The organism is Lentzea fradiae (genome assembly GCF_900100955.1).
In the GTDB taxonomy this organism is placed as follows: Bacteria; Actinomycetota; Actinomycetes; order Mycobacteriales; family Pseudonocardiaceae; genus Lentzea; species Lentzea fradiae.
On the sequence record NZ_FNCC01000009.1, the window covers coordinates 292,522 to 307,366 of the forward strand.

Annotated in this window: 11 protein-coding genes; 6 read left to right on the plus strand and 5 right to left on the minus strand. The window is 71.4% G+C overall.

Features of this window, described 5'->3' with window-relative positions; translation table 11 throughout:
- Positions 1-55: 55 nt before the first annotated feature.
- The 4 genes from ileS to BLT23_RS22920 all read right to left on the minus strand — a co-directional run bounded on the left by ileS (position 56) and on the right by BLT23_RS22920 (position 7,308).
- The gene (gene ileS / locus BLT23_RS22905; protein WP_090051877.1) at positions 56-3,202 is read right to left on the minus strand and encodes an isoleucine--tRNA ligase; all 3,147 of its coding nucleotides are present in this window, start codon (positions 3,200-3,202) and stop codon (positions 56-58) included.
- Positions 3,203-3,533: 331 nt separating this feature from the next.
- Positions 3,534-4,514, minus strand: a complete 981-nt coding sequence (locus BLT23_RS22910; protein ID WP_090051878.1) for an SAM-dependent methyltransferase — start codon at positions 4,512-4,514, stop codon at positions 3,534-3,536.
- A gap of 37 nt (positions 4,515-4,551) precedes the next feature.
- Complete coding sequence (locus BLT23_RS22915) at positions 4,552-5,748, minus strand: pyridoxal phosphate-dependent aminotransferase (protein ID WP_245744102.1); 1,197 nt, start codon at positions 5,746-5,748, stop codon at positions 4,552-4,554.
- A gap of 3 nt (positions 5,749-5,751) precedes the next feature.
- The gene (locus tag BLT23_RS22920; protein ID WP_090051879.1) at positions 5,752-7,308 is read right to left on the minus strand and encodes an amino acid adenylation domain-containing protein; all 1,557 of its coding nucleotides are present in this window, start codon (positions 7,306-7,308) and stop codon (positions 5,752-5,754) included.
- A 266-nt stretch (positions 7,309-7,574) separates the two neighbouring features.
- Here BLT23_RS22920 and BLT23_RS22925 point away from each other — a divergent pair, with 266 nt between their 5' ends.
- From BLT23_RS22925 to BLT23_RS22935, 3 genes are all read left to right on the plus strand, one after another.
- Entirely contained in the window at positions 7,575-8,918 is a 1,344-nt protein-coding gene (locus BLT23_RS22925; RefSeq protein WP_090051880.1) for an aldehyde dehydrogenase family protein, read from the plus strand.
- Positions 8,919-9,011: 93 nt separating this feature from the next.
- Entirely contained in the window at positions 9,012-9,287 is a 276-nt protein-coding gene (locus tag BLT23_RS22930) for an acyl carrier protein (RefSeq protein WP_090051881.1), read from the plus strand.
- A 267-nt stretch (positions 9,288-9,554) separates the two neighbouring features.
- Positions 9,555-10,604 (plus strand): GNAT family N-acetyltransferase, encoded by a 1,050-nt coding sequence (locus BLT23_RS22935; RefSeq protein WP_090051882.1) that lies wholly within the window; start codon positions 9,555-9,557, stop codon positions 10,602-10,604.
- Positions 10,605-10,672: 68 nt separating this feature from the next.
- Here the strand turns inward: BLT23_RS22935 and BLT23_RS22940 are convergent, their stop codons facing one another.
- Positions 10,673-11,167 carry an N-acetyltransferase gene (locus BLT23_RS22940; RefSeq protein ID WP_143036005.1) on the minus strand — a complete coding sequence of 165 codons (495 nt, stop codon included), beginning with the start codon at positions 11,165-11,167 and terminating at the stop codon, positions 10,673-10,675.
- A 293-nt stretch (positions 11,168-11,460) separates the two neighbouring features.
- Here BLT23_RS22940 and BLT23_RS22945 point away from each other — a divergent pair, with 293 nt between their 5' ends.
- The 3 genes from BLT23_RS22945 (at position 11,461) to BLT23_RS22955 (ending at position 14,698) form a co-directional block, all read left to right on the plus strand.
- Positions 11,461-12,708: an ATP-grasp domain-containing protein gene (locus BLT23_RS22945; RefSeq protein WP_090051884.1), complete on the plus strand. Its 1,248-nt coding sequence runs from the start codon at positions 11,461-11,463 to the stop codon at positions 12,706-12,708.
- Between the two features lie 184 nt (positions 12,709-12,892).
- Positions 12,893-14,413: a pyridoxal phosphate-dependent aminotransferase gene (locus BLT23_RS22950; protein WP_245744116.1), complete on the plus strand. Its 1,521-nt coding sequence runs from the start codon at positions 12,893-12,895 to the stop codon at positions 14,411-14,413.
- A 27-nt stretch (positions 14,414-14,440) separates the two neighbouring features.
- Positions 14,441-14,698: a phosphopantetheine-binding protein gene (locus tag BLT23_RS22955; RefSeq protein ID WP_176946880.1), complete on the plus strand. Its 258-nt coding sequence runs from the start codon at positions 14,441-14,443 to the stop codon at positions 14,696-14,698.
- The last annotated feature ends 147 nt before the right edge of the window (positions 14,699-14,845 follow it).

Sequence of the window (14,845 nt, forward strand, 5' to 3'; positions counted from 1 at the left end):
AGAACGGGGCCTGACCACTGCGGTCAGGCCCCGTTCTCGCTGTCCGGAGCGAAGATCAAGCCTTCGCCACGGCCACCGTGATCTCCGCGCCGCTGCCGACCGTGCCCGCCGCACCGCCGGGCAGCTCGTCGGCGAAGTCCAGCGAGAGGGCCAGCGTCTCGTGCCGCACGAACTCGCCGTGCACGCGCAGGACCTCCTTCACCTCGTCACTCGCCACGACGGACAGCGTGATGCGGTCGGCGATGTCGAGCCCGGCGTCCTTGCGGGCCTGCTGGACCACGCGGACGACGTCCCTGGCGGTGCCCTCCGCCTCCAGCTCCGGGGTCACCACCGTGTCGATGGCGATGGTCAGCCCCTTCTGCGACTCCACGACCCACCCGCTGCGCGGCACCTCGGTCACGACCACGTCACCCGGTTCGACCGTGATCTTGCCGTCCTCGAAGGGGATCTCGAACTTGCCGAACTCGCGGATGCCGTCCACGACGGCCCTCGGGTCCGCACCGGAGATCGCGCGGGCGACCTCCTGCGTCTTCTTCCCGTAGCGCCGGCCCAGCTCCCGGAAGTTGGCCTTGACCTGCACGTCGACGACCTCGTCACCCGCGCCGAGCGGCTGCAGCACCTTGACGTTCAGCTCCGCGGCGATGTCGTCCAGCAGCTCTTGGCCGACCTGCACCCCCGGCGGGAGCCCGACCAGGGCGTTGCCGAGGGGCTGGCGGACCCGGATGCCCGTGGCCTTGCGCGCCGCCCTGCCCAGCTCCGCCAGGCCCCGTGCGCTCGCGACCTGCTTCGACAGCCCGGCGTCGACGAGCCGCTGGTCCGCCCGCGGCCAGGACGCGAGGTGCACCGACTCGGCGGCCGAGGGCGCACCGGGGCGGATCACCCGCTGCCAGACCTCCTCCGAGATGAACGGGACGAACGGGGCGAGCAGCCTGGTGACGACGTCGAGGCACTCGTACAGCGTCACGAGCGCGTCCTGGTCGCCCTCCCAGAACCGCTGGCGGGTGCGGCGGACGTACCAGTTCGACAGGTCGTCGATGAAGTCGGCGAGCAGCCTGCCCGCGCGTGCCGTGTCGTACTGCTCCATCTGCTCGTCGACAGCCGCGGCCAGGGCGTGCAGCTCCGAGAGGATCCACCGGTCGAGCACGGGCCTGTCGCCCGGCGCGTTGGCGGTCTCGGGGGCCCACGACGAGGAGCCCGCGTACAGGGAGAAGAACGACGCGGTGTTCCAGTACGTCAGCAGGATCTTCCGCACGATCTCGTCGAGGGGACCCGGTCCCACGCGACGGGCCGACCACGGAGATCCCGAGCAGGCCATGAACCAGCGCAGCGCGTCCGCGCCGTGCGCGTCCATCAGCGGCACCGGCTCCAGGATGTTGCCCAGGTGCTTGCTCATCTTGCGGCCGTCCTCGGCCAAAATGTGGCCCAGGCACACGACGTTCTCGTAGGACGACTTGTCGAAGACAAGCGTGCCGATCGCCATCAGCGTGTAGAACCAGCCGCGGGTCTGGTCGATCGCCTCGCAGATGTACTGCGCCGGGTACGCGGCGGCGAACGCCTCCTCGCTGCCGGGGACGTGCGGGTAGCCGAGGGAGGCGAACGGCATCGCGCCCGAGTCGTACCAGGCGTCGATCACCTCGGGGACGCGCGTCGCGGTCTGCCCGCAGCCGGGGCAGGCGAACGTGATCGCGTCGACGAACGGCCGATGCGGGTCGAGCTCGGACATGTCCTGGCCGGCGAGGGTGCCCAGCTCGGCGCGCGAGCCCACGGCGGTGATGTGGCCGTCCGCGCAGCGCCAGAGCGGCAGCGGCGTGCCCCAGTAGCGGGACCGCGACACGGCCCAGTCGATGTTGTTGGTCAGCCAGTCGCCGTAGCGGCCGTGCTTGACGCTGTCGGGGAACCAGTTGGTGTTCTCGTTCTCCCGCAGCAAGGCGTCGCGCACCTCGGTGGTGCGGATGTACCACGACGGCTGGGCGTAGTAGATCAACGCGGTGTGGCAGCGCCAGCAGTGCGGGTACGAGTGCTCGAAGTCCTCGTAGCGGAACAGCAGCCCGGACTCCCGCAGCTGCTCGACGAGAGCGGCGTTGGCGTCCTTGAAGAACACCCCGCCCACCAGCGGCACCTCGTCGAGGAAGCGTCCGTCGGGAGCGACCGGGTTGACCAGCGGGAGCCCGTTCGCCCGGCACACGGCGAGGTCGTCGGCACCGAACGCGGGCGCCTGGTGCACGAGGCCGGTGCCGTCGGTGGTCGTGACGTAGTCGGCGAGCACGACGATGTGGGCGTCCGGGATTTCGACGAAGTCGAAGGGGCGCCGGTAGTGCAGCCCCGCGAGGTCCGCGCCCTGCACGGACGCGAGCACCTCGGCGTCCTCACCGAGCACGGCTTCCAGGCGCGGCTCGGCGATCACGAACACGCCCTGCGCGGTGCGGGCGACGGCGTAGGTCACCTCGGGGTGCACCGCCACGGCCGTGTTCGACACCAGCGTCCACGGCGTGGTCGTCCAGATCAGCAGCTCGGCGCCCTCGACCCCGGCCACCGGCGCGGACAGCGGGAACCGGACGTAGACCGACGGGTCGGTGACGGTCTCGTACCCCTGCGCGACCTCGTGGTCCGACAGCGTCGTCCCGTCCTTCGCGCAGTACGGCGCGACGCGGAAGTCCTCGACCAGGCGGCCGTCGTCGAAGATGCGCTTGAGCGACCACCAGACGCTGTCGACGTACTCGGGCGACATGGTCGTGTACGGCTTGGAGAGGTCGATCCAGTAGCCCATGCGCTCGGTGAGCTTCTCGAACTCGCCGACGTGGCGCAGCACGGACTCGCGGCACCGCGCGTTGAACTCGGCGATGCCGATCTTCTCGATGTCGGGCTTGCCGGACAGCCCGAGCTCCTTCTCCACCGCCAGCTCGACGGGCAGGCCGTGGCAGTCCCAGCCCGCCCTGCGCGGGACCGAGAAGCCCTTCATCGTCTTGAAGCGGGGGAAGATGTCCTTGAAGACACGGGCCTCGACGTGGTGGGTGCCGGGCATGCCGTTGGCCGTGGGCGGCCCCTCGTAGAAGACCCACGGGCTCCCGTCGGCGGTCTGCGCCAGGCTGCGGTCGAAGATGTCGTTGTCCCGCCACCACTGGATGATGCCGCGGTCCAGCTCCCCGAGGTCGATCTTGTTCGGCAGCGCTGCGAACGGGGACGCCTGGCTGTCCTGGTGCATGTCCGTAAAACTCCTCGCTTCGTCTCACGTCGTACGAACGGCTGCTACGCCGTTCACACGGGGACGAAGCGCCTCGGCACGACCGTGCCGGGGACTCCGCGGTACCACCCCGCTTGCACCCGGCGAGCCGGGTGCCACTCGATTCGGTCGCGTGACGTGCGACGGACGTCCGGTTCTACTGGGGCTCGCGCCCGTTCTTCCGGAGGCTCCCCGGTGATGGCCGGATCAAAGCCTGTGCGGTGGATCATATCGGGGGTCGACGCGGGTCACCGAGCACGGTGCCGCGGACGGCGCGCCACTCGGGTTCCCGCGTCGAACGCCCAGCTGACGCCTACGCGAGCGGCTTGCGGACGAGGATCAGCCGCGATCCGGGCAGCCGTCCCTCGACGATCCGCTCGACCTGGAAACCCGCCTCGGTGAACGCCGCCGACCACTGCTCGGCGTTCATCAGCCGCTGCGACATCAACGCCTGGGTGTAGACGTACTCCGGTCCGAACGCCTCCGCGGTGTCCTCGCTCTGGGTCGGCGGAGCCACCTCGGTGGTGAGGACGTACGCACCGGCGGGCAGCCGCTCGCACGTCCTGGTGAGGTAGTCGACGAGCACGTCGTGGCCCAGCTCCAGCACCTCGTGCATGAAGAAGAAGGCCATCACCAGGTCGATGTTCTCCAGGTGCGGCACGCTGTCCACGTCGGTGGCGTCGACCTGGACGATGTCGATGCGGTCGCCGAACCCGGCCCTCTCGACCTCCTGCGTCGCCTCCGCGCAGGCGGCGGGGCTGATGTCGAAGCCGACCCCCTTCGCGTCGGTCGCGCGGCACAGGTCGATCAGGAAGTGGCCGTTGCCGCAGCCGATGTCGCCGATCGTGGTGAACTCGATGCCGCCCAGGATCTCCATGACCTCGGCCCGCAGGTCGGCCTCGCCGACCAGCGCGCTGCCGACCGCGACCCAGCGCACGTCGCGGTCCACCTCGGTGCCGAAGGTCTGCTTGCGCGACAGCAGGCCGTCGAGGCTGTTGAGGGCCTCGCCGTAGCCGCCCGCGAGCCACAGGAGGTAGCCGCGCTCGTCGTAGAGGTGGCGGCCGGACTTCGTGAGCACGTACCGGTTCCCCTCCTGCCGCACGATCCCCCGCTCCGCGAGGTAGCGGAACGTGGCCTCGCCGAGGAACTCCTCGTACCCCAGCTCGGCCGGGACGACGCCGTGCTCCGCCAGCTGGTCGAGCGCGCCGAGCTTCTCCAGCGCGGAAATGACGGTGCAGGTCACGTACGCCTGCATGTAGTCGAAGACCGGACGGTCGATCACCTGCTGTGCCACGGTTGTGCTCCCATCTCAATCCTGCTCGGAAAGTCGGTCAGAGCCCGGTGCCGGACATGCCGGTCCGGAAGGAGGCCAGCCGGACGGCCACCTCGTCGAGGAACTCCGAACTGCGGTTGAACGCCACGCGCACGTGGTCCGCGCCGGCCGCGGGGTCCACGTGGAAAACGGTTCCCGGCGCCACCAGCACACCGGCCTCGCGGACCAGCCTGTGCGCGAAGTCGTCGCTGCTCTCGCCCCGCGGCACCCGTGCCATCAGGTAGCAGCCGCCGTCCGGGAGACGGCACTCCATGCCGATCTTCTCCAGCAACGTGACGACCCGGTCGCGCTGGGACCGCAGGTCGTCCGCCGGCGTGGCGAAGCCGGGGTCCTGTGCCGCCGCTTTCGCGACCGCCTCCTGCAACGGCGCGGGGGCGCCCGCGCACACCGTCGCGTGCACCCGACGGGCGATGGCCGTGAGCTCGGCGCTCGCACGGAGGTAGCCGAGCCGCCAGCCGCTCACCGAGTGGGTCTTCGAGAGGCTGCCGACGAGGAAGCTCCGGTCGCGCAGGCCGGGGACCTCGGTCACCGAGATGTGCGGCTTGGCGAAGGTGAACCCGCTGTAGATCTCGTCGGAGATGACGACGGCGTTCCACTGGTGGCACAGCGCGGCGATCTCGGCCCACTCGGACTCGTCCAGCATGTGGCCGGTCGGGTTGTTGGGCGTGCTGACGATCACCGCCTTGGTGGCGGGGCCGAACGCCGCGCGCAGCTCGGCGGGGTCGAAGCGCCAGTCGTCCGGCCGGGTGCGCACGAACCGCGGGACGCCTCCCGCCAGTACCACGGCGTTGACGAAGTTCTCGTAGTACGGCTCGAACACCACCACCTCGTCGCCGGGGTCGACCACGGCCAGCACGGCGGCCATGAGCGCCTCGGTGGCGCCGACCGTGATGGTCAGCTCGGTGCCGGGGTCGGTGTCGCCGGGCAGCGTGTCCGCGATCCAGCGGCGCAACGCGCGGTTGCCCTCCGGCAGCTCGTACTGGTTGTGGCCGGAGCGCAGCGCGGCGCAGGCTTCGTCGATCACCAGCGGCGACGTCTCCGGCGCGCCCGGCACCCCGAGCCCGAGGTCGACGGCGTCCGACCGCGCCGCTTCCGCGAGCAGCTCGAAGATCCGGCCGGAGATCATGCCGCGCACGCGTGACGACGCGCGCGGGAACGCGGGACCGGTCACGTCCCGTTCCGTTGTCGAGGTCACGGCTCAGCCCTCGTCCTCGGCGAAACGCCGCTGCAGTTCCATCAGGTCCGTCTTGCCGTTCGCGTTGACGGGCAGCGCCTTGAGCTCCAGCCAGCGCCTCGGGACCATGTAGGCGGGCAGCCTGCGTGCCACCGCCTCCCGCAGCACGGGGACGGTCAGCCCCTCTTCGGCGGGGACGTACGCCGCGCAGATCTCCAGTGCGCCGCTGCGGCCCGGCGTGGTCACGACCGCCGCCATCGCGACCTCCGGCACCGCGTGCAGCGCCGTCAGCAGGTCGTCGAGCTCGATGCGGTACCCGCTGATCTTCACCTGCCGGTCCGCGCGGCCGTGGAAGCGCAGCAGCCCGTCGGGACCGATCCGGCCGAGGTCACCGGTCCGGTAGTAACGGCGGCCGTCCCGCTCGAAGAACGCCTTGGCCGTGCGTTCCGGCGAACGCCAGTAGCCCGGCGTCACGCCGACGCCGCCGATGACGACCTCGCCGATCTCGCCGATCGGCAGCGGGGCCAGGTCCTCGCCGACGACGGACACGTCCTCCCCCGGGATCGCCACGCCCATCGGCAGCGGCTCGTGCGGCGGTTCGGTCACGGTGTGGAAGCAGCTCGCGATCGTCGCCTCGGTGGTGCCGTAGACACCGGTGAACGAGACGTGCGGCAGCCGCTTCATCCAGTACGCGAGGTCGTCCGGCAGGAACACCTCGCCGCCCCAGACGAGGCGGCGCAGGTCCGGCAGGTCGTCCTCGGCGAGCACGTCGTACCGGGCGATCGCGCTGAGCACGGACGGCACGGTCGCCAGCTGCGTCACCCGCGAGGACCGCAGGAACTCCACCAGCGCGGTGGGCGTCAGGCTCGCCGACGGTGGCACCAGGTGCAGTTCGGCGCCGCAGCTCAGCGCGCCGTAGACGTCCCACAGGGAACCGTCGAAGTGCATCTGGAGATGACAGGAGATCCGGTCTTCCGCGGTGAACCCGAAGTGGTCGTGGGCCCAGCCGACGAAGTGCGCGATGCCGTCGTGCGTGAGCTGCACCCCCTTCGGCTCGCCCGTGGACCCGGAGGTGAACAGGAGGTACGCGACGCCGGACTCACCGGCAGGCGCCTGCGGGTCCTTTGTGGACGCTTCGGCCAGCGTGGTCTCGTCCAGCACGGGGACTTGCGCGGTCGCGGTGCCGTCGGGGACGAACAGCGCGGTCACGACGTCCGCGGGCACGGCGGCCAGCACGTCCGCCGCCAGCGGGGCACGGGCGGTGTCGGCCAGCAGCACGCACGGACCCACCTGCCCGACGACGGAGACGAGGCGGCTCACCGGGCTCGCCACGTCCAGCGGCACGCACACACCGCCCGCCCTCAGCACGCCCAGCAGGTACACGACCATCTCCGGTGACTTCGGCACCAGCACGCAGACCCGGCCGCCCGGCCGCAAACCGGCCGCCAGCAACGCGTTCGCCACGCGGCTCGCCGTCTCGTCGAGCCTTCCGTAGGTCAGCCGCCGGTCACCGTGGACGATCGCGACCGCGTCCGGCGTCCGCGCGGCCTGGGCGCCGACGAGCGCGTCGAGCCGCGTCACGCCGGTTCACCCGCTTCACCCACGCCTTGGATTCCCACCGAGCTACCTCCTCGCAGAACGCGGTGCATGCGCCTTTCGACGAGTGACCTTGCACCGGGGCGTTCCTTCGGCGATACCGGCGCATTCCCGCGCCGGCGCCCCGAGTTCCTGGCGCTCCGCTTGCCTGGCAACGATTACGCACCGATGAGCGCTGCGGTGCCGCGGATTACCGCAGAGTGGATCTCCGCCGTGGCCCGGCTCCGCGCTCCGGGCCTTTACTGAGGCGCATGCCCTCGACTGCCACGGATCCGAGGACCGGTGTCCCCCGACAGGTCTTCCCCACGCTGCGCGAAGACGACATCCACCGAGCCGTCCACTCGGCACGCCTCAGCGCGGCCGGGTGGGCGGCCCTGACCACCGGCGAACGCTCCCGGCGTCTGCTGCGGCTCGCCGCCGCGGTCGAGGACGACGCCGCGGCCTACGTGCGGAGCGAGTGCGCCGGCACCGGCAAACCCCGCTCGGAGGCCGAGGGCGAGATCGCGAACTGCGTCGACCTGCTGCGCTTCTACGCGGGCGTGGTCAGGGGCGACCTCAGCCCCGCGAGCGGGCACCGGATTCCCGGCCGGGAGAGCTGGGTGCGGTGGGAGCCGCTCGGCGTCGTCGGCGTGGTCGTGCCGTGGAACTACCCGTTGATGATGGCGATCTGGCGTCTCGCGCCCGCGCTCGCCGCCGGGAACGCGGTCGTGCTGAAACCGGCCGAGACCACGCCGGACAGCGTGCTGCTGCTGGCCGAGCACGCCGCGGAGGTGCTGGGGCCGGACGTGCTGACCGTGACGCCCGGTGACCGCGAGACCGGCAGGCTCCTGGTGGCGAGCGACGTCGACGCGATCGCGTTCACCGGCAGCCTGCAAGGCGGTCTCGACGTGCACGCCCGCGCCGGGGTGCGCCGGGTGAGCCTCGAGCTGGGCGGCAACTGCCCGGCGATCGTGCTCCCGGACGCCCCCGCGCACACCTACGAGGACCTCGTGGCGGCGTGCACCTACAACGCCGGCCAGAGCTGTGCCGCCCCGGCACGGGTGATCACCCTCGCCGAGAACTTCGACTCGACCGTCAGCGCACTGGCCGAAGCCATGCGCGGACGCCGTGCGGGCGCCGACTTCGGTCCCCTCAACAACCCCGACCAGCTCGCGCGGTACGACTCCATCCTGAACGCGAGCAAGGCCGCGATCCGCGAGCAGGGCGACGTGGTCGTGGCACCTGACGAACGCGGCGGTTACTGGCGCCCCGGCGTCGTCCTCGCCGACCTGCCGGACGACGACCCCGCCGTCACCGAGGAGATCTTCGGCCCGGTCCTGACGGTGCAGGCGGCGGACTCGCCGGAGCACGCCGTCCGGATGGCCAACGACGTGCCGCAGGCCCTGGCGGCGAGCGTCTGGGGTGACTCGGTCTCCGGCCTCCTCGGCATCAGCCGCGAGCTGCAGGCGGGCGAGGTCTGGGTGAACTGCCACCTGGAGCAGACCGCCGACCTCCCGCACGGCGGCCGCAAGCAGTCGGGCTCCGGCACCGACCTGAGCGTGCTGGCCCTCACCGAGTACCAGCGGCCGAAGACCGTCACCGTCAGGATCGCCTGACCGGCGCCCAACGACCGATCCCCTGACCACGCCGTCGCTCCGGCATCGGAGCGGCGCCGACAGCTGTGCGCCATCACGCAGAAGGAGACCCGCATGACCACCGTCCCGCCGCCGGCCTCGGACACCGTTCTCGCCGCGGTCAGCGAAAGCCTGCTCGAACTGCTCGGCCTCACCGAGCTGCACCCGGAGACCGAGCTCGTGGACAGCGGTGTGCTGAGCTCGCTCGCGATGGTCGGCCTCATCGCGAAGCTCGAACGGCGCTTCGACATCCGCATCGGCAAGGACGACCTGGAGCTCACCAACTTCCGCACCCCGCTCGCGATCACCAGGCTGGTGAGCGCGAAGACCGCGGCCACGTCCGCCGGCTGAGCACTCCGCCAGAGGTTCTGTCCCTCTCCCGCCCCACACCCGCCCGAGCGTCACCCATCCAGCCGGTCCCCGCCTCCCCTCCGTGACGCGGCTTTAGTACGCGGGGGCCCCGCGTACGCCGAGACAGTACGAAAGGGCCCCGCGTGCGACACGGGAAACGCGAAAGAGAGTCGCGAGCGGGGCGGGGCGTTACGGACAGCAGTTCTGAAGCGTGCTGGGACGGGTGTCCCCAGCGCAGATGACGACCTTCTCGACCGGGAGCCTTTGATGAGCGAGACCTTCGCACTCTCCGGGTGCCTGCCGCCGGACGTTCCGGAGATCCTGGAGCTGCAGGACGCCCTGTGGCACGGCGAAGAGCACAACCTCGCCTACTACCACTGGAAGTACCGCGACAACCCGTACCTGGACGGGCGCTTCTCCGTGCTGGCCAGGGACGGTTCCGGCCGGGTGGTGGGGATGGTCGGGGTGTTCGGTTCGCGGTGGGAACGCGACGGTGCCCGGTTCACGCTGCCGTGCGTCACCGACACGATCGTCGTTCCCGAGCACCGCAACAGCCCGTTGTTCCACCTGATGCTCGACGAGGCGGCCCGCCGGCTGCGGGACGCGGGCATCCCCTGGCTGCTCGACTTCGGCGACCAGGGCGCGATCCCCGCCATGCTGCTGCGGGGCTGGAAGATGGCCGGGCCGTGGCCGCTCTCGGTCGTCACCAGGACCGGCGACCCGTTCCGGCCGGGGTGGGCGGACGAGCCGGTGCGGACCGGTACCAGGTCGGGCGTCCCCATCTCGGTGGCGACGGGCGACGAGCACACCATCGCGGCGATGGCCGAGGTCGCGTCCCGCGTCCCCGACGACGGCCGGGTCCGCGTGGCGCGCGACGCCGAGTACTACGCCTGGCGGGCGGCCAACCCGATGGCCGACTACCGCTACCTCGTGGCGGGGGACGAGAAGCCGGTCGGGTTCCTGGTCGGCCACCGCTTCGTGCTCGACCCCGCCGACGGGGACACGCCGACGACCATCGTCGAGTGCGAGGCCGACGACCCGGACGTCAAGGCGGACCTGGTCGACGTGGCCCACGACCTCCTGCCGGGGCGGTGGATCCTGCTCTGCACGCAGGACCTGCCCGCCGAGGCGCGGGAGGTGCTCCTGCGGCGGGGAGCGGAGATCTCCGAACCCACCGGCCGGTTCGCCCTGGACGGCCACCTGCCCACGCTCATGCTCAAGCCCACCGGTGCCGAGCCGGGCGCCCCGGTGCCGCCCGACCTCGCCGAGCCGGGGAGCTGGGACGTGCGCGGGACTCCCGGCCGCGCCTGGCGCTGAAGCCACCGATGCCGGAGTGCCGCCCGAACCGCGTGGTTCGGGCGGCACTCCGGCGTTTCGGGGCCCGGTCAGCGGCCGAGGGGCCGGTGGAGGTGCACGACGTGCGAGCCTTCGCGCTGATCGGCGAGGACGAACCCGAGTGCCTGCAACAGCTCCACGGTGTGCGCCAGTCCCGGGTTCGCCTCGCAGCGCACCGCGTCGGCCCCGAGACCGGTCGCGGTGGCGATGGCCCGGCGCACGCACATCATCCCGGCCAGCGAGCCGGCGGCCTCCGGCCTGACCGCGAGCCGGGTCAGGTAGACCGGCCGGACCGCGGGAGGGAACGCGTCCGGAGGCTCGTCGAAGGGCGGGCTCTCCACGAGCGTGAACATCGCCGTCGGCAGCTCGCCGTCGCGCAGCAGGTGGACCCGGCCGGCAGCGACGTGCGCCGCGGTGCCGGCGGGGTTGCGCACGGGTGCCGCCGTGCCGGTCCGTTCGGCCTGGAAGCGGTCGCTGGCGCACAGCAGGTCGTGCACCTCGGCCGGGTCTGCGGCCATTTCCCAGCGGTATCCCGTCGAGGTCATCGCACCTTCCCTTGATAGGTCGCGACCACGTTAGGAAGGCACCTCCGAATCGGCAATCAATTCCGGAATGGAAGCGGTAACTGACATTCCGGTTACCCGCCGCCTACCCACGGTTCGGCAGCGGCGCAGGAAAATGAGAGGGCACTGATCGTCGTTCACGCGAGCATCTCGACGTGTCCGCCGCACTAGTTCCCGGGACATTTCGCCATTGCTCCCGGGGACCGGTCGCGGCCCTGGGTCCGCCCGCGAGCACCGGACGCGCATTCACCACGACCACGAACAGGAGCTGCTCGATGAAGGTGCTCATGCTCAGGCACAACTGGCACCAGCTGGTGCTCGACCACGCCGACGAGGTCTACGCGGTCCTGGACTCCTCGCCCGGCTGCCTCGCCATGCCCCCCGAGGCCCTCGCCCGCTTCGCCGGGGTCTACCGGATCTCGTCGTACGACTCGCTGGAGGAGCTGAGCGCCGTCGCGGGCGACCTCCTGTCCCGCGGGATCGAGATCGACCGCGTCGTCAGCTTCCCCGAGTTCACCCAGTACGCCGCGGGGTACCTCGCGCACCTGCTCGGCCTCGGCCACTTCTCGCCGTCCGTGGCGCTGGCCACCCGCGACAAGCGGGTCACGAAGCTCCGCGCCGCCCAGGCCGGTGTGCCGACGGCCCGCTGGTGCTCGGTCCCCGACCTCGCCACCGCCGACCCCGCCGCGATCGAGCGGGCCGTCGGCTACCCGCTGGTCCTCAAGCCGGCGGGCGGCTGGGGCACCACGGCCACGGTGAAGGTCGACGGCCCCGCCGAGCTGGCGGAGGCGCTGCGGACCCTCTCCGACGAGCTGCCCAGCCCTCTCGCCGCGCAGTTCATCGCGGAGGAGTTCATCGACGGCGAGGAGTTCCACGTCGACGCCGTGTGGCGGGACGGCAAGCCGTGGACCTTCCACGTGAGCCGCTACTTCTCGCCCCGGCTGCGAGCCTGGTCCGGGCGGGCGGCCCACGGTTCGGTGCTGTTGCGCGAGTCGGAGTTCGGCGACCTGTACGCCCAGCTCCTCAAGATCAGCACGCAGCTGAACTCCGCCGTGGGCGTCGAGCGCGGCGCCACCCACCTGGAGGTGTTCCGCGAGCACGGCACCGGGCGGCTGCTCGTCTCGGAGATCGCCTCGCGGATCGGCGGAGCGAACGTGGCGAACGTCGTCGAGGCGCTGGACGGCGTGCACGGCGGGCTGGTCGTCCTGCACGAGCTGCTCGACGGCGAGCGCTCCGGCCTGCCGTTCGCCTCCGGGTCCCACCCCGTCGTCGGCGGCCTGTGCCTGGTCCCGCGGCGGTCCGGCGTGATCGTCTCGATGCCGGACAGGTCCGAGCTGCTGGCACACCCGAACGTGCTGGACGCGGTCAGCTACCACCAGGTGGGCGACCACGTCGAGGCGTCCCACCCGTCCGTCTGGTGCACGCTCCTCGTCATCGGCGCCGAGACCGAGCCCGAGCTGGAACGGACCGCCCTCGCGCTGTCCGAGATCTTCGAGATCCGGACGGAACCCGCGGGGAGATGACCCGGTGCCCGCCGGGCACCGCGCACCAATTCAGTGTGACCACCGTGGAAATTCGATGGAGCTGCTCTCGGCGACGCGTTTTTCAACGTGGCTCGAATGCAGCCGGGAGAACGGGAAAACAATGGCGCTGTTCGACTCGCTGTCCGAACCACGCACTATCTCAGTACCCGAGGAAGCACGCGTGATGGCCGCGCGCGCATTACCCCCGGAACAGGACGAGAACACTTTCGTGCCGTACGTCGGGGAACGCACCCTGGACGTCTTCGCCCGCGCGGTGAACCCCGCGGACCCGTTCGAGCTGCGGGACCTGTTCCTCGGCCGCGTCGAGCACGAGCTGGGGAAAGCCTCGCTGCGCCCCGAGCTCGCGCAGGCGTGGCGGCGGTCCCGGCGCAGGCGGGAGGTGACCGCGGACGAGGTGTACCACTCCCGTTCCGCGGTGCGGTTCGTCAAGGAGCTCTTCAACTTCTACTTCCGCGACGACCTCTACGGCGCGCTGGCCGGTGACCACCTCCTGCTGTCCAGCGGCTCGGTCGACGAGCAGGAGTGGGGCCTGCCCGCCGCGTTGAAGGACTGCCTCCGGTACGCGCTCGACCGGGACTGGTACGGCTACTCGGACTCCCGCGGCCGCGTGCCCGCGCGTGAGGCCATCGCCGCCTACGAGAACGCGATGATGGAACGCAGCGTCTACACCGAGGCCAACGTGGCCATCACCCTCGGGGGGACGTTCACCGTCAGCAACATCGCCGACTACGTCCTCACCGGACGGTCCCGCGCGGCCGGACCGGCGCTGTGCGGGATTCCGAACTACCCGCCGCTGGTCGAGGCGGTGGCACGGCGGAGCGCCACCCGGATGGTCCCGCTGGCCAGCACCGCCGGCCAGGTCTCGTTGCGGCCGTTGATCGACGCGCTGCGGCCGGACACCCCGCTGGTGCTGCTGCAGACCGCGATCAACCCCACCGGCGCCGTCGTCGACGAGGCCGAGCTCGCCGAGCTGATCCGCACCGCGTCCCCGGACACGATGATCCTGCTGGACGAGTGCCACGAGTGGCTCGGGCCGGAGCGCAGGAGGTCGGCGCAGCGCGCCGCGCCGAACGTCATCCGCATCTCCAGCCTGTCGAAGAACTGGTCGGCGCCGGGGCTCAAGACCGGCTGGATCATGGCGGACCAGGCGTTCGTGGCGGACTACTACGAGCACGCCTCCACGATGTTCGGCGGCCCGCAGTCGTTCTTCTACACGGCGGTCGAGGTGCTCGCCAGGATGGAGCGCTGGATGGTCACCGGGCTGACCGTGCCGGGGCCCGCCGAGCTGGCCGAGTTCGAGCCGAGCTACGGCCTGACCACCGACTCGCTGCGCCGCGCCTACGCGGGGTACGTCCACGAACGCCGGAGCCGGCACGAGGCGCTGACCGTGCTGCGGGGCGCGACGTGCGCCGGTTTCGCGGAGGCGGGCACCGTGACCGCCCCCGCCTACTCGATCAACGCGGCGGTGACGTTCCCCGACTGGGACGACAGCTACCTCGCCTTCCGCAGCCTGCTGGACCGCACCGGCGTCTCCACCTACCCCGCCATCCTGAACTTCTGCTTCGACGGCGGGGCGGTGCGGCTGACGACCGCCCGGCCCTGGACCGACCTGCGGGAGGCGGGCGACAGGGTGACGTCGGCCCTGCGCCCGCGCCAGCTGCAGGCGACCAGCTCCCACCGCTGACCCGATCTCGTGACCCAGGAGGAAGTCTTGAGCTCACCCACGTCCTCGCTGACCGAAGCGGTCCGCGGGATCCTCGGCCGCACCCTGCCCGGCGGCGCCGCACCGGCCGACGACGAGGTCCCGCTGCGCGACCTCGGGCTGACCTCCCTGCGCATGGTGCGGGTGGTCGTGGCGCTCCGCGAGGAGCTGGGCGCCGACCTGCCGGACGACCTGCTGCGCCCGGAGACCTTCCACAGCGTGCGCACCCTGGTGTCCGCGGTCCGGGCGGCCACTGACGGGACCTGACCCGGCGGCGTCGCGACCAGGCGGGTTCCGCGGTTCCCCCGCCGACGGGAACCCGCCAGGTCGGCGCCGGTAACAGCACGGTCAGAAAACGGTAGCGCCGGACGGCAAGGTCAGCTTCGCATCGGTCTCCTGTTCTCTGCGAGGTGG

Excerpts from the sequence above, each read along its gene's own strand:
- BLT23_RS22945 (WP_090051884.1), top strand. The coding sequence starts at position 11,461 with ATGAAGGTGCTCATGCTCAGGCACAACTGGCACCAGCTGGTGCTCGAC.
- BLT23_RS22940 (WP_143036005.1), bottom strand. The coding sequence starts at position 11,167 with ATGACCTCGACGGGATACCGCTGGGAAATGGCCGCAGACCCGGCCGAG.
- BLT23_RS22935 (WP_090051882.1), top strand. The coding sequence starts at position 9,555 with ATGAGCGAGACCTTCGCACTCTCCGGGTGCCTGCCGCCGGACGTTCCG.
- BLT23_RS22930 (WP_090051881.1), top strand. The coding sequence starts at position 9,012 with ATGACCACCGTCCCGCCGCCGGCCTCGGACACCGTTCTCGCCGCGGTC.
- ileS (WP_090051877.1), bottom strand. The coding sequence starts at position 3,202 with ATGCACCAGGACAGCCAGGCGTCCCCGTTCGCAGCGCTGCCGAACAAG.
- BLT23_RS22925 (WP_090051880.1), top strand. The coding sequence starts at position 7,575 with ATGCCCTCGACTGCCACGGATCCGAGGACCGGTGTCCCCCGACAGGTC.
- BLT23_RS22950 (WP_245744116.1), top strand. The coding sequence starts at position 12,893 with ATGGCCGCGCGCGCATTACCCCCGGAACAGGACGAGAACACTTTCGTG.